We start from the raw sequence: 17,189 nt of genomic DNA, 5'->3' as shown, positions 1-17,189 counted from the left end.
GGAGAGGCCGATATGAAAAAGATGCTTTCAAGGCTGTTGTCCATGTTGTTGGTTTTTTCGCTGGTGCAGCCGATGGTGTTGCCTGAGCGTGTTGCCGTAGCCAAGGTAGAAGATCCGTTTCAAATCGTTGTCGATGAAGATTTTTTTGTAGATCCTATGGGTGCGTATCCGTACGGGGAAGCAGATGGCCTAGGAGGAAACAATCGTGTATTTGTCGGGTATGACGCTGCTTTTGGACCTGCGAATGCTGCAATGAAGTTTCATTTGGGGCCAGACAAGGTGGACTTTGGCCGAAAGATCGAATCTGCCCAATTGAAGCTTTACCTGACCAAAGTGGACAGGACAGGGGGCGAGCCTTTTCTCGACCTGTATGGAGTGGACAATGACTCCTGGTCGCAGTTGGACATGACCTTGCCTGCTACCGGCACTGCCCTTGGAAAAGCTCCCGCGTCCGGCTCGAGTTTGCAAAAGGACAGCTGGGTGTCTTTTGATGTGACTGATTACATCAAGCTCCAATCGAACGACAAAGTGGCGAGCTTTGTGCTAAAGGGTGCTCAAACCGCTCCGCCTATCCCAAATGCGCAAGTACAAGTCCTTTTTTACGACAAAGCTTCCAACAACTCACCTTTGCTTCCCAGACTCGAAATCAAGTATGTCGATAACTCCCCACCGACAGACATTTCACTCAGCAAACAATCCGTAAAAGAAAATCTGCCACCGAACACGCTGGTCGGAACATTGAGCGCGACAGACCCTGACAGCGAAGACCAAGGGAATTTGACCTTCGAGCTCGCAGGGGGCGATCAAAGCGCCTTCAAGCTGGTTGACAACAATTTGTACACAACGCAATCGTTTGACTACGAAGCGAAAAGCAGCTATTCCGTCTCGATCAAGGTAAGCGATCCGTCGGGAGGCTCATTCACCAAAGCTTTTACCATTCAAATCGAGGATGTGCAGGAGCCGCCTACCTCTGCCGAGCTGAAAATCAATGGCGGAATGCTGGCCACCGGTTCCAGTCAGGTTAATCTGCAGGCAACCGTTGTCGACCCCGATACGGGCAAGCCGTTAGAGGTGCGTTTTTCCAATGCGTCCGATCAGTGGACGGAGGACTGGAAGCCTTACAGTGCGGCTACCTCCTATAACTGGGCGCTGACTGCGGGCGACGGAGCGAAGACCGTCTATATGCAGGCGCGCGACGAGGCTCACAACCAAATTTCCGCGAGCGCCAATATCACGCTGGATACGACACCTCCTGTGGTATCTGGAGTGAGCAATAACGGCTCCTACTCGCAAGCAGTGACAATCACATTCAACGAAGGAACAGCGACATTGGACGGCGCTGTATTTGTCGGCGGCGGAACGGTAACGGCAGATGGCGACCATACATTGGTCGTGACAGATATGGCCGGCAATACGACGACCATTCGCTTTTTTCTGGACACAACTCCTCCGACCGGAACGCTTGTGATCGAAAACGGCAAGACGTTCACGACGACACGGGACGTTGCACTGACGATCACGGGTACAGACGGCGCGGGAAGTGGACAAATCCAGATGAGCTTTTCCAATGACGGAACGACTTGGTCTACTTGGGAGCAGCTTGCCGCCACCAAAGCTTGGCAACTGGCTGCTGGAGACGGAAACAAGACCGTGTACATGAAGCTCAAGGATGGCGAAGGGCATGAGCAGCAATATTCTGACAGCATCATGCTGGATACGGTTCCTCCGGTAGCCACCATGTCCATTAAAGGCACGAATGCGGGCAATACGGCGACTTCCACGGCAGCAGTGAAGCTGTTGTTCGAAGCGACAGACGCTAACGGGCCGGTAGAAGTGAGCCTGTCCAACACTGACGGCGTGTTCGCGGACGGCTGGCAGCCGGTGCAACCGGAAATGTCCTGGACGCTCACGAATGGCGACGGCACCAAAACCGTCTACGCCAAATTCCGCGATCAGGCCGGGCATGAAACGAGCAAATCAGCGAGCATTTTGCTGGACACGGTTCCGCCAGTCGTGACAGGAGTTGCGGCGAACCAGATTTCCAAGCAGGCTGTTACGGTTCAGTTTTCGGAAGGAACAGCTTTGCTGAACGGCCAGCCTTTCAGCGGCGGGGATACGATCTCCCAAGACGGGGCTTACACGCTTGTAGTCACAGACGAGGCGGGCAATGTCACAACGCTGTCTTTTACCGTGGATCAGACGAAGCCGCAAGGAACGATGACGATCGGCAATGGCGACACTCACACGAATCAATCGCAAGTCAGCTTGCAGTTGAACGTGACGGATTTGACTTCCATGACCACTGTCTATTCCAATGACGGGGCCAACTGGAGTTTGCCAGAGCCGTACGCAAGCACGAAGACATGGACGCTTGCTCCCGGAGACGGAGAGAAGCGAGTCACGGCAAACATAACAGATGCAGCAGGGAATACCGCAACATTGGAAGCGACCGTCATCGTCGACCAGACGGCTCCGACCGGAAGCTTCACGATCAATGACGGCGCGAGTGCGACAAACGCGAAGCAGGTGGCACTGAAGCTGCAATACGCCGATGCCGACGATCAGTTGCAAATGCGCTTTTCTCCGACAGGCAGCGGCGATTGGTCTGGATGGGAAGCGGTACAGGAGACAAAATCGTGGACTTTGTCAGACGGGGATGGCGCGAAGACGGTATTTTTGCAAATACGCGATCGTGCTGGCAACGTGCTTGACCTGCAAAAGTCAATTACTCTCGATGCGACTGCTCCTGTCGTAACAGGCGTTGACGATGAGGGCGTGTACAACTCAGACAGGCTGATTACTTTCTCGGAAGGAACAGCTACGCTGAACGGCGCGCCATTCGCGAGCGGCACGACTGTCACGGAGCAAGGAAACTACACGCTTGTCGTGACAGACGAAGCCGGAAACAAGACGACCGTCGTCTTCTCCATCGACAAGACGCCGCTGTTTGGCGCCTTCTCGATCAATGAAGATGCGCCGTTCACCACCTCGCGAGACGTGACCTTGCACGTGACAACAAGCAAAAGTGCAGCTGACACAAGCATGTCTTTCTCGATGGACGGTACTACCTGGAGCGTGCCAGAACCTTTTGCACTAACAAAAGCGTGGCAATTGCCAGTCGGTGACGGTGTCAAAACCGTCTATGTGAAATTGCTGCACAAATCGGGTTACATCGCGAACATGCAAGATGAAATTACGTTGGACACAACCTTGCCGTCAGGGTCGCTCAGCATTAATGGAGGGGCCAGCGTGACGCAGGATCAAACGGTCAATCTGACTGTCACCGCTACTGATGCCAATGGACCTGTCCAGGTTCGCTTCGCCAACGAAAGTAATGCATGGAGCGCTTGGAACGATGCGGTTCCGACACAGACGTGGATGCTTTCAGCTAACGACGGGCAAAAAACCGTCCACATGCAGATTCGTGACAAGGCGGGCAATGTAGCCGACGTCTCCGCCAACATCGAGCTTGATATGGAAGCGCCTGTCGTTTCGGGCGTGGAGAACGGCAAAAGCTACAAAGACGATGTGCAGATTACGTTCAACGAAGGGACGGCAACCCTCGACGGTCAGCCGTTTACCAGCGGAACGACCGTAAGCAGTGAAGGAGAGCATGAGCTTGTCGTCACGGATGCCGCGAGCCATGTCACACGCATTGCCTTTACGATTGACAAGACTGCTCCGCAAGGCACGTTTGCCATCAACAGCGGCGCGCAAACATCCAGCTCCGTCTACGTGACGCTAAATGTAACCGCCACGGACTCGCTAGGGACGGTAGAAATGCGTTTTGCCAATGAAAACGAGGGCTGGAGCGATTGGCAACAGGTCGCTGCAAGCACGTCTTGGCGGCTCGCGTATGGCAATGGCATGAAAAAGGTGCTGCTGCAACTGCGCGACGAAGCGCATAACACGACCGAGCTGGAAGCGCAGATCAGACTGTCTGTCTATCAGCCGCCAAGCGCGGTCAAGGTAACGGGTGTGGAGCTGGACGTTCGCCAGTTGGTGCTAAAAGCTGGCGAGACGCACGAACTGAAGGCCGTGATTCAGCCGGAAAATGCGACTGACAAGCGGGTCAAGTGGGAGAGCAGCGATCGTACCGTAGCGGAAGTGAATGAGCAAGGCAAGATCGTGGCCGTAGCACCTGGTACCGCGCGCATCACCGTCACAACGGCAGACGGCGGCTATACCGCAACGGCGGACGTAACCGTCAAGGCAACTGTTTCTGACGTTTTGCAGGCATCACAAAAAGCATTTCGCCTGAAGCCCAAAGAGCGGCAAAGCTTCCAAATCTTCAAAGTGGATGGCGCTAAAAAGGTCGACATCACCACGGATGAAGCGGTAGAGTATTCCACCGAAAACGATCTTGTCACGGTGACAGCGGGCGAGATTCAGGCAGGCAGCAAAACGGGCAAAGACATAATCACGGTTTCGTATGAAGGGCAAGAGCTGCACATCCCCGTTACGATTGCAAGCGGTACAGACGCCAGAATCAAGCTGCTGACTCGCAGCGAAGGCGTGCTGGAAGTAGACGAGGAGCGGCAGCTGGAGCTTGTCATGCTGGACGGTGACGAGACCGAAGATATTACCGAGCAGGCAAACTGGATATCCTCCGATCCTGAAGTCGTGGAGGTAACAGAAGAAGGCAAGCTGATCGCCAAAGCGACTGGTACCGCGGTAATTTCCGGAAAAGTGGACAAGAGCAAATTCCGGGTTCGCCTCATGGTTGTAGACGAGAAAATCCCGGTTCGCTTGGAGGCTGCTCCTTCGTATGTGCGTCTGAAAGAAGGTCAGGAAAAGCCGATTACCTTGATCGGAACATACAGCAAAAGCTATACAGATCTCATTGCAGAAGAAGTGGAATGGGCGGTCGAGGACCCCGAGATTGCGGAAGTAGTCGACGGAAATGTGGTCGCCAAACAAGCCGGAAGAACTGCGATTACGGTCACCTACAAAGGCAAGACAGCCAAAATCACAGTAGAGGTCAGGCAGTAGCAAGCAACAGGAGAGAGGTGCCAGCTGGATGATTTAGCTGGCCCTTTCGCAATAGGATGTGCGCTTTTTCTGATCCGCCACAAGCAATCAAGGAGGCAGCGACAAAGATGGAATCAATTTTGGGAGAAATCAGAATGTTTGCCGGAGAATTTGCGCCAGTAGGCTGGGCCTTTTGCAACGGTCAATTGCTCAGCATCGCGGAAAATGATGCATTGTTCAACCTGATTGGGACGACCTATGGCGGCGATGGCATGACTACGTTTGGCCTTCCTGATTTGCGTGGGCGGGTTCCCGTCCATCAGGGAAAAAATCCGCGTACGCAAACAACCTTTTCTATCGGGGCAAAAGGGGGAACAGAGACGGTACACCTGCAGACAAACCAATTGCCGATCCACACCCACACGGTCAACGTGTCGTCAGCAGAAGGCACAGAAATCGAGCCGGGCCAGCACGTATGGGCAAAACGAATCGTGCAATTCTCGCAAAATCCCGCCGCAATCCAGATGAGCCCAGGCTCTGTAACATTTGAGGGCGGAAACCAGCCGCATTCCAACATGATGCCGTTTACCGTAATCAGCTTCATTATTGCCACGCAAGGCTATTATCCACCGCAATCATAAGGAAACTATTAACCACTGGAGGTTGACGATCATGTCAGAACCGTATGTCGGCGAAATTCGCGCCTTTGCTTTTCCTTTTCCGATGAGAGGATGGGCGCTGTGCGATGGGCAGATTTTGCCGATCAACCAAAATCAGGCGCTGTACTCCATTATCGGAACAACCTACGGAGGGGACGGAAAAACGACGTTTGCCTTGCCGGATTTGCGGGGCAGAGTGCCTGTGCATGTCGGAAATGGTGTGGGGTATGGACAAGCTGGCGGTGAGGAGGTCCATGCTCTGACGGTTCGCGAAATGCCGCAGCATCAGCACGTGGCCAAGCCTCTTGTCACAACGGGCGTAACGGAAAAAGCAGTTGCGAACGTATGGGCCAAGACGGATTATCAGGCATTTGCTGCCCAGCCTAATGCGACGATGCGCCAGGATGCTCTGCTCACAACGGGCGGGGGCCAGCCGCACTATAACATGCAGCCGTATCAGGTGTTCAATTACTGCATTGCCACCCAAGGAGTATATCCGAGCCGCGATTGATAGAGGAGGAAAACGAATGGAAGCCTATTACGGGGAAATTCGCATTTTTACAGGAAAGTTCGCTCCAAGAGGCTGGGCTTTTTGCGATGGAGCCTTAATGCAAATTCGGCAGAATACCGCTCTGTACGCCATCCTGGGCACGAGATTTGGCGGAGATGGCATAAACACCTTTGCTCTGCCCAATTTGCAAGGGGCGGCACCTATGCACCATGGAGCAGCGCCGGATTTGACGCCGCGCACGATTGGCGAGCAGGGCGGGAGCAGCGAGGTCGGACTGACGATTCAGGAGATGCCTGCGCATACGCACATTCCCAATGCAGCGGAAAAGCCGACGACGAACAATCCGGACGGGATGATCTGGGCGAACACGGAAGGCAGAGGACGTGTCTTTGCCTATGGAGCGCCGAACGCTTCGGAGCAGACTCCTTTCAGCCAAGCCGCGATTTCAGTTGCGGGTGAAGGAATGCCGCACAACAATCGACAGCCGTTTTTGGGTGTTCACTATATCATTTGTCTGGAAGGCGAATTTCCACAAAAGCCGTAACAAAAGCCTGATCTCAAAAAGAAGTGCCAGATGCGAAGCTGCCCTGCATCTGGCACTTGCTTTGTCCGATTGACCTATTGTAAGATGACAGAATATTACTGCGATACCGTTTCCTTGGGGTGATTTGATGCAGATGCCTGTCCATGATTCATCCTCGATCTCTGTCTCTGTTCAATTGAAAGAGCAACTAAAAAGTTTGATGGAACAACGAATTTATCAGCCACGTGAAACATTGCCAACAGTCCGTGCGCTATCCGGCTTTTTGCGGCTGAATCAGGATACCGTGCAAAAGGCGTACGAGGCGCTGAAAGCAGAGGGCTACGTCACGATTGGAAACGATGGCGAAGCAGTGGTTGCGGACCCGCTCCCGAGAAAAAGCGGAATGCCCGCTGCGAGTGGCATTTCTTCGCGAGAGCAGCAGAAGGATGCCGCTGTTTCACCGCCCGTTTCAGGAAAGCCGGGACATCCGGCCAGCTTCAAGCGGGAGGAAAGGACGAAGCCAGCGATCCTGTTTGCCGAGTGCAATGTCGTGCAAGTGCAGGAGTACGCAGTCGAGCTGGAAAAAGCGACAGGCTACACGGTGAAGCCATGCCTGATCAAAGACTTGGACCAGTTTGCCACAAGCATCGTGAACGGCTACTACGATCTCGTCGTCACGACGTTTTTGCATATAGAAGAAGTGCAAAAATGGCTGGATCGTCTGGAAGGAGACAACGTGCCGATCGTCATCGGCTGCCTCCTGGATTCCAATCTCCAGTCGATCCGCGAGCTTCAGCAATTGCCGCCCGGAAGCCTGGTCGGAATCGGAGGCACGACCTGGGAGGGGGCGCACAATTTCCGCCAGTCGATTATGAATGCCGGGATGACTCATCTGGAGCTTTTGGTCGGCACGATGGAGTACCCCTCATCCCTGGATGAAGTGCTGGCGGCCAAGCCCGAGCTGATTGTCTGCACGAGTATCGTCGGTGCCTATTTGAAAAGGCAGGCGCGTTTTTTGCCGCTGCTGATTGAAGATCGCTTCTTGAATGTCCAGTCGGTGCAGTACATTCAGCAATTCGTCGAAGGCTTCCGGCAGTGAGCAAAGCAAATCCCCGGACTTGTCCGTCGATCGTTATGGTATGATGAAGGGGAGAGCTTTTCCACAAAAGGAAAAAGAGGTGCTATCATGTCAGGATTCGGAATATTTCGTGAAGTAATCACATCGGAAACCCAATTGCGGGAAATTTTCGGAGAGCCGAGCCGTCTGGTGCAAAACAAGGTGATTACCCAACTGGACGACCATTGCCGCAATTATATAGCCCAGTCGCCTTTTTTGATTATCTCGACTGCCGACGAAAAAGGAAACTGTGACGCATCCCCGCGCGGCGATGCTCCAGGCTTCGTGCACATCGTCGACGACCACCATCTGGTTATCCCGGAGCGCCCGGGCAACAAGCGGATGGATTCGATCACCAACATCCTCGTGAATCCGCACATCGGCCTGATTTTTTTGATTCCGACCTTGGAAGAAACGCTGCGGATCAACGGTCGGGCGTGCATCATCCAGGATCAGGATATTTTGGAGAAAATGGCGGTCAAAGGCAAGGTGCCGACGCATGGAATCGGCGTGCAAGTGGAAGAATGTTACGCCCATTGCGCCAAGGCGTTCATGCGCTCCGGGCTGTGGAAGCCGGACACGTGGCCTGAGGCTGGAACGACCCCGGATATCGCCAAAATGATCGCGGATCATGTGAAGCTGCCCGGTTTAGGGGCGAAAGAAGTGGCTGAGGGATTGCAGGATAGCTATAAAAATCGGTTGTACTAAAAGGTGGGCTTTTTGCCAGCTTGTATGAGACAAGTTTTCCGATCGACCAACCTGTGATATACTTTCTTAATGTAAGTACATAAACAGCGTTAGTCGGGAGGAGATCGGATGGCAACAAAAATCACGGATCGTTCCGTTTTGAACAACGGAGTGGAAATGCCTTGGTTGGGCCTGGGTGTCTGGAAAGCAAAGGAAGGCAACGAAACAGTGGCAGTCCGCTCGGCTATTGAGGCGGGTTACCGCAGTGTGGACACGGCAGCTGTCTACGGCAACGAAGAAGGCGTAGCAGAAGGTATCCGTCAGGCGGGAATCGATCGCGATCAGCTGTTCATCACGACAAAGGTTTGGAATGCGGATCAAGGCTATGAGTCGACGCTCAAAGCTTTTGACGTGAGCATGAAAAAGCTGAAGCTCGACACGCTTGATTTGTACCTGGTCCACTGGCCGGTAAAAGACAAGTTCGTGGACACGTGGAAAGCCTTGGAAAAGCTGTATCGGGACGGCTACGTGCGCGCAATCGGCGTGAGCAATTTCCACATTCACCATCTGGAGGAGCTGCGCAAGCACAGCGAAATTACGCCAGTTGTCAACCAGGTCGAATACCATCCGCTGCTCACGCAAAAGGAGCTGCATGCGTACTGCAAGGATTGCGCTATCCAGCTGGAGGCGTGGAGTCCGCTGATGCAAGGAAACCTCGATCATCCGCTGCTGGTGGAACTGGGACAAAAATACGGCAAATCGCCTGCGCAAATCGTCATTCGTTGGGATTTGCAAAACGGGGTCGTCACAATCCCGAAATCGATCACGCCTGCTCGGATTGAGCAAAATGCCGACGTCTTTGATTTTGCGTTGAGCGCGGAAGACGTGGACAAAATCAGTGCGTTGAACGAGAACAAGCGCTTTGGGCCAGACCCGGACAACTTCGATTTCTAAAATCACGGTGATAATAGCAGGGGGCTGTCCCGAACGTCTCGCGCAGACGAAGGGGATGTGCCCCTTTTCTTTTGCCTTTTCCTGGTCGAACAAGATCAAGGCAAGGCGTGCTCAAAAAAGGCAAAGCCCCCGCCGGACGATTTCGTCCCGATCAGGAGCTTATGCCCGGTTTATCTGCGCCTGCGATAGGCAACGATCGTTCTGTACATGCTTTTGTCCGCGAGCTTCAAAAATAGAGAGATGTCAGGACGCAAGTTTGCTTCAATGATCCACACCCGTCCTTTTGCATCGACGCCCATGTCCAGGCCGAAAACGCGCTGACTTGTATAGTAGCGGGACAGACGCTGGGCAGCGAGCAGAGCAACCTGCCGCATGCGGGCGATGACGGCAGCGGGAGAAGCGCCGCGAATGTTCGAGCGGTGGAGGGCTGTGGAGAGCGGGAGCACTTTGCCGCCGCTGCGCTTGATGTTGGTAATGATATAGCCGCGTCCGGCCACTTTGGCAAGCATTCCGGTCACGACCCACGGCTGACCGCTTTTTCGCTGCACCATGACTCTGACGTCAAACAAAGATCCGCTGACGCGAGCCAAAGAGATGCCTCGCTGCACGAGATAGCGGCTGTTAATTTTTTTGCGCAAATACTTGTAGGTCGATTTTTTGCTGTGCTTGGTCTTGCGTTTGGCACCGCGCTGGATGCGGTATTTGCTGCGGCCCAGTCCGGTTACGAGAATGACTCCGGCTCCGCCGCTGCCTGCGGCTGGCTTGGCGATCACTTTGCTGTAGCGATCGAGGAAATCGTACAAGGCGCGTTTGGAAAAGGGACGCGTGCGCGGCAATGCGCCGGACAGGGTGGAGCTTGCGCGCAAGACGTAGTATTTGGTAAGCTTGGACTCGCTTTTTTTGCCCAAAGAGGTCATTCCCCCAATCGAAATATGAAACGTCTTTTGCTTCTTCATAATGTATGTGCAGCTTGTTTCAGCGCTTGTGGGAATGTCCTTGCTGTCAAAAAATAGGTAGGATATGGCGGGGAGGGCGAAGATTCGCTCTTTACTATGCCTTTAATTTTTGTATACTGAAAAGTAGCATATTTGTTTCATCAGATGAAACGAACGGAACCAAGTAGGAAGAAGGGGTAAGAAACAATGGATGAACAAAAAGCAAACGTTCGCTCTGTCGAACGTGCTTTGGATATCCTGCTCTGTTTTACGGACGCCACAGACCTTGGGCTTAGTGAGATATCGAGTCGCCTTTCCTTGCATAAAAGCACCGTGCATCGTCTGCTGGCGACGCTGGAGAACAAGGGCTTTCTCATCCGTGATGTTCAGACGGAGAAATACCGGCTGGGCTTTCGAATCTGGGAGCTTTCGGCCAATTTGACGCATAACGATGATCCGGCTACGCTTCTCTTGCCTGAGATGGAGAGATTGCGGGATTTGGTCGAAGAAACAATCAGCCTGTATGTGCGGGATGGAAACGAGCGGATACGTATTCAGGCTGTGCAGAGCAGACAACCGATTCGCCGGGTCGCTCCGATCGGGGCGCGCATGCCACTGGCTGTGGGAGCGTCCAGCAAGGTGTTGGTGGCTTATGCCGATCCGTATGTGCTGGAGCAAGTCTTGAACGATCCGAACTGGCCCGACTTCGTGAATCAGGAAGCGTACATCGAGCAGCTCGACCAGATCAGAAGACAAGGATTTGCCACCAGTGTGGAGGAACGGGAGCTTGGGACAGCGGCGGTCGCGGTTCCGATCTTCAACCGCAACGGGCAGCTTGTCGCATCGATTGCGGCTTCTGGCCCGTCCAATCGTCTGACACCGGAAAAAATGAGCCAGTACGCGCCGTACATTATGGAAGCAGCCTATCGCATGGGAAAAATGATGAAATAACGCCAAAAGCCAACACAGCTTCTGCTCAAGGAGCGTGTTGGCTTTTGGCTATTTGCGGTAGCTAAATTCCGTTTGCAGGACGCGCCAGAAAGACTGGACGGCGTTGTCGGCGAGAAAGCGCTCCCCGCGCGACCGCACGTACGCGCTCATGTCCGCGTAATAGGCCGGGTTGCGCAGCTTTTCGTAATGAAAAGCGATGTCGTGGGCATCTTGCACGAAAAGGGGATACGCTTCTCCGAGCAGAGCGAGATTGCCGATCGTCCGGGTCGTCAGCACGGGTACGCCGAGCGCCATGCATTCGATGATCCGCGACAAGTAGGAGTGGGACGGGTTTTGGTCCGGAGTGTTGTCGTAGAGCAGCGCAATGCCGATCCCGCTCTGGACGATCATTTTTTTCGTCGCCCACATCGATTTTTGCCCGTGGTCGGCTACTCCGGGCGTGCGCAGCAGAAGCCGCGCTTTCTTTTGATAGCTCCCGACGATGGACGGGTAAAGGACGCGCAGCTTCGCCTGCGGAACCGATTTGCGGATCAGGCGGATCGCTTTGGTGGCTACAGCAAGTCCATAGCGTGGTCGGATGACGCCTGCCCAGATCAGGTGCAGCGGATCTCCCGGCTGACGGATGAGCGCCCCGTCTTCCTGATGCTCGACAAACTGGGGCAGCACCTGGATTTTGCGGTTCAGTTCCTTTTCCGCGTATTTGGCTTTGCTTAACTGGTAGCGGCGATAGCGCTCGGCATTCGGCTCGGTCTGGAAAAAAACGACGCGGGAATGCTGAAAGATGTGATCCAGCCTGCCCATGATGTACGGATCGCGCAAGTTGTACTGGACGGCCAAATACAGCAGCTTTTTGCCGAGGGACGGCTTTTTTTCCACCAGATGAAACGCTTCGTTGCGGCCGCGGATAAACAAAAAGTCGTAGTTGTGCTTTTGGTCGCGGGCAATGAGGTCGTCGACGAGCTGGTCGGATTTGTAAAAGCGGACGTGTTCAAACGTAAAGCCGCCCATCCCGTTGCGAAACTGAAAAGGGAGGACGCAGTCGAGCACGTACCGCTTGCGTTCGTTTGCCCCAAGCTTCGCCACTTTGCGGTCGAGGGAGCGCAGCAAAATAAAAAATTGCAGGACGTTCCCCTTTGGCTTGAACTCGATGAGATTGCAGGAAAAACAAATTCTCACGGGGGATTCTCTCCTTCAACAAGGCTCTTTCCCTATCGTATGGGTTTTTGGGCCATTGGCTACTGGGGGAGGAGAAATCAGCAAGCGATTTTGAGTTTTGTTTACTCGAATAAAAAACTTTACTAAAGTTAACTTAAGTGCTATCCTAGTCTTGGGTGTAACTGGAAGGGAAGGAAACAATGGCTGAAACGATTTCGTTGCGTGAGAAAAAGAAAGCGAAGACGAAGCTCGCCTTGCTGGAGGCAGCGCTTGCGCTGATCAACGAAGGCACATTCCGCAGCGTGCTTGTGGATGACATATGCGCGCAGGCAGAAGTCTCCAAGGTGACCTTTTTCAAATTTTTCCCGCAAAAAGAAGAGCTGCTGATTTATTTTATGAGCATTTGGCAGGTGCGGTGTTACAAAGAGCTGGCAGACAACGGGAAGCGCGGCTTTGCCGCCGTGCGCCACGCTTTTTCCATGGTAGCGGAATATGCGGAAAAGCAGCCTGGAATCATGCTCAGCCTGATCAGTTTTCTCGCCGAGCAAAAGATGCATCCGTGCGTTCCGGCACTGTCGGAGGCGGAACTGTCCTTGCTGTTCCCCGATGTCGAAGCGGCGCAGCGAGCAGAAATCGGCGGCAAGAACATGCACCAGATTTTTGAGCAGTGTGTGCAGGAAGCGCGCGAAGACGGACAGTTGGTTGCTCATGTCAGCAACGAAGAGGCAGTCGTTTTGTTATTCTCGATGTTTTACGGAGCGTATTTGTCGGCGCATTTGTTTCATTCTGATGATTTCATGGCTTACTATGAGCTTCATCTCAAAACGTTGACAAGGTAGGGGATTGCAGATGGCAAACGTAATGCCAGGGCGGTATACGGCAAAAGTGGATGGGTCTTACGTGGTGTTCATTATCGGTATGCGAATCAACCAGCTGCTGGCAGTGCACAAATGGGTTCCGGTGGCGAAGGCAATGGGCGGGATGATGCAGGAGCTGTATCAAAATCCCGAACTCGGGTTTTTGGGCAGCCGCTCCAGCGTCAACATGCGGACGATTACGCAGATTCAATATTGGCGGTCGTTTGAGCATTTGGAAAAGTATGCGCGGCATGCGCCCCTTCACCTGACAGCGTGGCGAAAATTCAATCAGGCGGTAGGGACGGATGGCTCGGTAGGGATTTATCACGAGACGTATCTGGTGGAAGCAGGGAACTACGAGTGCGTGTACGTCAATATGCCTGCTTTTGGCCTGGGAGAAGTGGGAGAGCTGGTTCCCGCCACAGGCAAGCGGGAATCAGCCCGACAGCGAATCAACAAAGAATAAGCGCGTCGGCAAGCCTATTCGTTTACGAGGCGAAGCAGCCATTCTTTGAGATCGACGATGCGGTTCGTTTTCGGTCGGCTGTCCGTCCCGGTGACCAAGAGCGGGACGAGTGAATCGACTTCATGCAGCGAGCCGTGTGCAGCACCTCCCAGATGGGCAGGAGAGCTTTCTGTCACCAGCTCGTAGCCAGGCTGGGCGGTGACAACCACGTAGCGCCCAGGATGGGAGTTCAAGGCACCGTTCAGCCTGGCAAGCACATCGGGGTATTTTCCGTACGTGATGCGCTTTTTTGCCCGCTTGATATCGAGCACGCTCGCGTCACCCTGCAAGCTCCACGACTGCCCGTACTCATCTTGAAAAGGCCCGCCTGGCTTGTACGCCACCCGGCGTTTGCCATCGCTTCCGCCAGCGGAGACGACGGTGGACGATCCTTCTTTGCGCGCGATGATATCGAGCCTCGGCTCGCGCTGAAGCTGAGTGACGAGCGCAGAGAGGGAGAGCTTTGGATCAAGGGCGTACACATACGCCATCCGTTCATTGGCGGCGATGACGACCTGGTCATTCGCTTGCGGAGGACGGCTGATCGGGGGGATGAGAAAAGGCGCGAGCAAGCTGCGCAGGTCGATAATAGCGGCTTGCCGATCCGCTTTTACCGCGCTTTGTGCGCTGTCTCCCATGACGATCCAACGCACTTCCTCGACCGCCTGGTCCCACGATCCAAAAGTATCAAGCAGACTTTGCAGCGCCTTGTCCGCATTTTCAATCCCGTCTATCGTCGCTGGCCCCTTTTTGTGGACCTCTGCGTCATTTTCCGGCAAGTAGGCAATGGTCAGCGGAGGCAGTCGGCTATGATCGATCAAAAAGGCGGTTTCCTGCGCAGAGAACTCATCGTTCATGCCGTATTTGCGCCAGATTCGCGTGTGCCGCTTTTGATTCGGATCGAGTTGGGCAAAGGCGGCGTAGGACATGAATGTCGGTCCCGTAACCGAAAGCTCGCCGGGAAGTTGAGCGGCCACCTCGATCAGATGGGGGATTTTCAAGGTATGGGCTGTTTTTCCGCGCCAGACAATCGCATTGATGGAAGCAGAGTCTTTGCCCAGGTCCGCGAGTTCTTCGTGGATCGTTTTTGTGTCTTTGCTCAACTGGGTTTGGTTCAATTGCTGAATGGCATCGAGCAGCACTTGCGGCTGGTCGATTTTCAGCGCTTCTTTCGGGCCGTATCCGTAGTAAATCATCCGGTTTTCCGCTTCGCTGTACCAGGAAAGTCCGGGGATGTGGTGGCGATCGGCGTAGCTTCCTGTGAGCAGCGTGCTGTCGATGGTGACAGACATCGTGGGAAAAGAACTGACGATGCGCGGGAAATAGTGTCCTTTTGCCTGCAAAAAAGCCAGGGCAGGAGCGCGGCCTTGGCGGATGGCTTCTTGCAGGGGCTTGTCCATTAACGAATCGATCAGGATGACCACGACTGGCTTATGCGCCTGAACCGAGCCGTCGTCAGAAAGCGGGGCTGGCCCCTTTTTCTCCTGGAGCTGAAATGGTTCACCAGCCTTGCAGCCGAAAAGGGGCAGGCTGAGCAGCAAAAAGGCAAGAATGGCGCAGGTCCATCGTGACTTCATGGGTTCAATCCAATCCTTTCCATGGCAAGATTCTCTTATGTTTTGTTGCTGGCGGCTAATCTATGCGAAAAAACTCCCCTGCTGACAGCGGGTGCTGTTCGTACAGGGGAGTGGGCAAGCGGTTATCCTTTTGGCAGCAAATGCGTGATTTCCACGACTTCTCCTTTGACCAAAAACAAGCGCGGGATGCGGTTGCTTAAAGTAGCCACGACTTCGTAGTTGATCGTTCCGAGCATTTCCGCGATTTCATCCACGGTAATTTCTCCGCCTTCTTGCTTGCCGTACAGGACGATTTCCTCGCCTTGCTTCGCTTTTCGCTCGCCGAGACTGACCATCAGCTGATCCATCGTCACGCGCCCGGCAATGGGCATGCGCTTGCCTTTGTACAACACAAACCCGCGGTTCGACAAAGCGCGCGAGTAGCCGTCGGCATAACCGATGGGAATCGTTCCGATGACTTCGCCTTTTTTCGCTATGTACGTCGCTCCATAGCTGATCGTGTACGGTTCCGACAGCATCGTTTTCACATACGAAAAACGCGACTTCAAACTGAGCGCGGGCACGAGCCTGATGCGATTCAGGCTGCGAATGTAAGCGGACGGATACAGTCCGTACATGCCGATGCCGAGGCGAATCATATCTGCGCTGTAATCCGGATAGGCGATGGCGGCGGCTGTATTGCACATGTGTACGGTCGGGAGCTTGAACCCGTGTTGCTCCAAATAGCGCAGGCCATTGACGAAAAGCTCGTGCTGTAGCTTGGTCAAGGTGTGGTCGGCTTCATCGGCGGTGGAAAAATGGGTGAAAATGCCATTCCAGTGCAAGTCCGGGCTGGCCTCCAATGCTTTTACGACGGAGAGCAGATTTTTCTTTGTCCGTACGCCAAGACGTCCCATCCCTGTGTCCATATTGACGTGAATGTTCAGGCGGCCGCTGAAATCGGATGCGCGGACGATTTTTTGCGCTTCTTTGATCCAGTCTACCTGGAAGGCGGATAGCTCGATATTCCAGGCGAGTGCTTCCTTGACGCGGGAGAGCGGGGTGAATCCAAGCACAAGGATCGGGGCGGTGATTCCCGCCTGGCGCAGGACAATGCCTTCCTCGATGATCGCGACAGCAAGAGAGGTTGCTCCGTACTGCAGAGCGTGGCGGGCAACGCCTACCGAACCATGTCCGTAAGCGTTCGCCTTGACCACCGCCATGATTTTCGTCTGCTTGGGAATATAGCGACGGAACGCCCGAATATTTTTCTTGATCGCATCGAGATTGACTTCGATCCACGTTTCTCGAAACAACTGTTTCACAGTATGTTCCTCCCCATTTGGTGAAATGAGAAATCCTGCTTTTTCCATAAATATTCGCTGCCCCTGCTGCTTAGGCGTGGCCTGCTTTTCGCGAAGCAAATAAAAGCAGGCCATCGGATCAATGGCCTGTACAGGGTGTGGCGACTTAAAAAGCAGGGAGGTTGTCCAGGTTGTTTTCCTTGATGCCGTCAGGCTCGCTGCGCAAAATATCCCGTCCGTACTTGTGAAACACGTCCACATGCGCCAGGTTCCCCGCCTTGGCCTCCTGCAAAGCGGTGAGGTAATCCAGCTCCCTTCCCGAGTTTGTTTTGAAGGCGATCAAATCGCCATCGTCATTTTTGCGCACGGCAACAATCTGCTCTTTGCCCGCAGCAGACGGGAGGTAGCCCTGGTCGCTTTCGCGCAAAGCCTGTTGCTCGCCTGCCGCTTTGTATTCCGCATAAATTTGTTCAAAGTTTTGCTCGCTCATGATCGTATCTCTCC

The 17,189-nt window shown here is 53.9% G+C and carries 15 protein-coding genes; 10 read left to right on the top strand and 5 right to left on the bottom strand.

What is annotated here, in order from left to right; genetic code table 11:
* The first annotated feature begins 12 nt into the window (after positions 1-12).
* From HP435_RS20350 to HP435_RS20320, 7 genes are all read left to right on the top strand, one after another.
* Entirely contained in the window at positions 13-4,992 is a 4,980-nt protein-coding gene (locus HP435_RS20350) for an Ig-like domain-containing protein (protein ID WP_173599124.1), read from the top strand.
* A 107-nt stretch (positions 4,993-5,099) separates the two neighbouring features.
* On the top strand, positions 5,100-5,612 hold the full coding sequence (locus HP435_RS20345) for a phage tail protein (RefSeq protein ID WP_122963973.1): 513 nt from the start codon (positions 5,100-5,102) through the stop codon (positions 5,610-5,612).
* 31 nt (positions 5,613-5,643) lie between these two features.
* Positions 5,644-6,141 carry a phage tail protein gene (locus tag HP435_RS20340; protein WP_173596883.1) on the top strand — a complete coding sequence of 166 codons (498 nt, stop codon included), beginning with the start codon at positions 5,644-5,646 and terminating at the stop codon, positions 6,139-6,141.
* 16 nt (positions 6,142-6,157) lie between these two features.
* Complete coding sequence (locus tag HP435_RS20335) at positions 6,158-6,685, top strand: phage tail protein (RefSeq protein ID WP_122963975.1); 528 nt, start codon at positions 6,158-6,160, stop codon at positions 6,683-6,685.
* Between the two features lie 133 nt (positions 6,686-6,818).
* Positions 6,819-7,763, top strand: coding sequence for a GntR family transcriptional regulator (locus tag HP435_RS20330; RefSeq protein ID WP_229049720.1), 945 nt, complete (start codon positions 6,819-6,821; stop codon positions 7,761-7,763).
* 87 nt (positions 7,764-7,850) lie between these two features.
* On the top strand, positions 7,851-8,489 hold the full coding sequence (locus HP435_RS20325) for a pyridoxamine 5'-phosphate oxidase family protein (RefSeq protein ID WP_173596885.1): 639 nt from the start codon (positions 7,851-7,853) through the stop codon (positions 8,487-8,489).
* Between the two features lie 108 nt (positions 8,490-8,597).
* Positions 8,598-9,422: an aldo/keto reductase gene (locus HP435_RS20320; protein ID WP_122963978.1), complete on the top strand. Its 825-nt coding sequence runs from the start codon at positions 8,598-8,600 to the stop codon at positions 9,420-9,422.
* Between the two features lie 170 nt (positions 9,423-9,592).
* On the opposite strand, the gene HP435_RS20315 is transcribed toward HP435_RS20320, so the two are convergent.
* The gene (locus tag HP435_RS20315; protein ID WP_229049719.1) at positions 9,593-10,378 is read right to left on the bottom strand and encodes a YheC/YheD family protein; all 786 of its coding nucleotides are present in this window, start codon (positions 10,376-10,378) and stop codon (positions 9,593-9,595) included.
* Between the two features lie 186 nt (positions 10,379-10,564).
* Here HP435_RS20315 and HP435_RS20310 point away from each other — a divergent pair, with 186 nt between their 5' ends.
* The gene (locus HP435_RS20310) at positions 10,565-11,308 is read left to right on the top strand and encodes an IclR family transcriptional regulator (protein ID WP_122963980.1); all 744 of its coding nucleotides are present in this window, start codon (positions 10,565-10,567) and stop codon (positions 11,306-11,308) included.
* A gap of 48 nt (positions 11,309-11,356) precedes the next feature.
* On the opposite strand, the gene HP435_RS20305 is transcribed toward HP435_RS20310, so the two are convergent.
* Positions 11,357-12,484 (bottom strand): glycosyltransferase family protein, encoded by a 1,128-nt coding sequence (locus tag HP435_RS20305; RefSeq protein ID WP_122963981.1) that lies wholly within the window; start codon positions 12,482-12,484, stop codon positions 11,357-11,359.
* A gap of 179 nt (positions 12,485-12,663) precedes the next feature.
* Here HP435_RS20305 and HP435_RS20300 point away from each other — a divergent pair, with 179 nt between their 5' ends.
* Together HP435_RS20300 and HP435_RS20295 are read left to right on the top strand one after the other, a co-directional pair.
* Positions 12,664-13,302, top strand: a complete 639-nt coding sequence (locus HP435_RS20300; protein WP_122963982.1) for a TetR/AcrR family transcriptional regulator — start codon at positions 12,664-12,666, stop codon at positions 13,300-13,302.
* A 10-nt stretch (positions 13,303-13,312) separates the two neighbouring features.
* Positions 13,313-13,786 (top strand): DUF4188 domain-containing protein, encoded by a 474-nt coding sequence (locus HP435_RS20295; RefSeq protein ID WP_122963983.1) that lies wholly within the window; start codon positions 13,313-13,315, stop codon positions 13,784-13,786.
* 14 nt (positions 13,787-13,800) lie between these two features.
* Here the strand turns inward: HP435_RS20295 and HP435_RS20290 are convergent, their stop codons facing one another.
* From HP435_RS20290 to HP435_RS20280, 3 genes are all read right to left on the bottom strand, one after another.
* Entirely contained in the window at positions 13,801-15,402 is a 1,602-nt protein-coding gene (locus HP435_RS20290) for an alkaline phosphatase family protein (RefSeq protein ID WP_173596887.1), read from the bottom strand.
* 122 nt (positions 15,403-15,524) lie between these two features.
* Positions 15,525-16,706, bottom strand: coding sequence for an alanine racemase (gene alr / locus HP435_RS20285; RefSeq protein ID WP_122964071.1), 1,182 nt, complete (start codon positions 16,704-16,706; stop codon positions 15,525-15,527).
* A 145-nt stretch (positions 16,707-16,851) separates the two neighbouring features.
* Complete coding sequence (locus HP435_RS20280; RefSeq protein ID WP_122963985.1) at positions 16,852-17,175, bottom strand: DUF3892 domain-containing protein; 324 nt, start codon at positions 17,173-17,175, stop codon at positions 16,852-16,854.
* Positions 17,176-17,189 lie beyond the last annotated feature (14 nt).

This window comes from Brevibacillus sp. HD3.3A (genome assembly GCF_013284375.2).
Taxonomy (GTDB): Bacteria; Bacillota; Bacilli; order Brevibacillales; family Brevibacillaceae; genus Brevibacillus; species Brevibacillus parabrevis.
The sequence above is the reverse complement of the archived record's forward strand: the minus strand, read 5'-3'. Positions and strand labels throughout refer to the sequence as shown.

What these genes read in the sequence shown, in the direction of transcription:
- HP435_RS20350 (WP_173599124.1), top strand. Translation starts at nt 13, where the DNA reads ATGAAAAAGATGCTTTCAAGGCTGTTGTCCATGTTGTTGGTTTTTTCG.
- HP435_RS20345 (WP_122963973.1), top strand. Translation starts at nt 5,100, where the DNA reads ATGGAATCAATTTTGGGAGAAATCAGAATGTTTGCCGGAGAATTTGCG.
- HP435_RS20340 (WP_173596883.1), top strand. Translation starts at nt 5,644, where the DNA reads ATGTCAGAACCGTATGTCGGCGAAATTCGCGCCTTTGCTTTTCCTTTT.
- HP435_RS20335 (WP_122963975.1), top strand. Translation starts at nt 6,158, where the DNA reads ATGGAAGCCTATTACGGGGAAATTCGCATTTTTACAGGAAAGTTCGCT.
- HP435_RS20330 (WP_229049720.1), top strand. Translation starts at nt 6,819, where the DNA reads ATGCCTGTCCATGATTCATCCTCGATCTCTGTCTCTGTTCAATTGAAA.
- HP435_RS20325 (WP_173596885.1), top strand. Translation starts at nt 7,851, where the DNA reads ATGTCAGGATTCGGAATATTTCGTGAAGTAATCACATCGGAAACCCAA.
- HP435_RS20320 (WP_122963978.1), top strand. Translation starts at nt 8,598, where the DNA reads ATGGCAACAAAAATCACGGATCGTTCCGTTTTGAACAACGGAGTGGAA.
- HP435_RS20315 (WP_229049719.1), bottom strand. Translation starts at nt 10,378, where the DNA reads ATGAAGAAGCAAAAGACGTTTCATATTTCGATTGGGGGAATGACCTCT.
- HP435_RS20310 (WP_122963980.1), top strand. Translation starts at nt 10,565, where the DNA reads ATGGATGAACAAAAAGCAAACGTTCGCTCTGTCGAACGTGCTTTGGAT.
- HP435_RS20300 (WP_122963982.1), top strand. Translation starts at nt 12,664, where the DNA reads ATGGCTGAAACGATTTCGTTGCGTGAGAAAAAGAAAGCGAAGACGAAG.
- HP435_RS20295 (WP_122963983.1), top strand. Translation starts at nt 13,313, where the DNA reads ATGGCAAACGTAATGCCAGGGCGGTATACGGCAAAAGTGGATGGGTCT.
- HP435_RS20290 (WP_173596887.1), bottom strand. Translation starts at nt 15,402, where the DNA reads ATGAAGTCACGATGGACCTGCGCCATTCTTGCCTTTTTGCTGCTCAGC.
- HP435_RS20280 (WP_122963985.1), bottom strand. Translation starts at nt 17,175, where the DNA reads ATGAGCGAGCAAAACTTTGAACAAATTTATGCGGAATACAAAGCGGCA.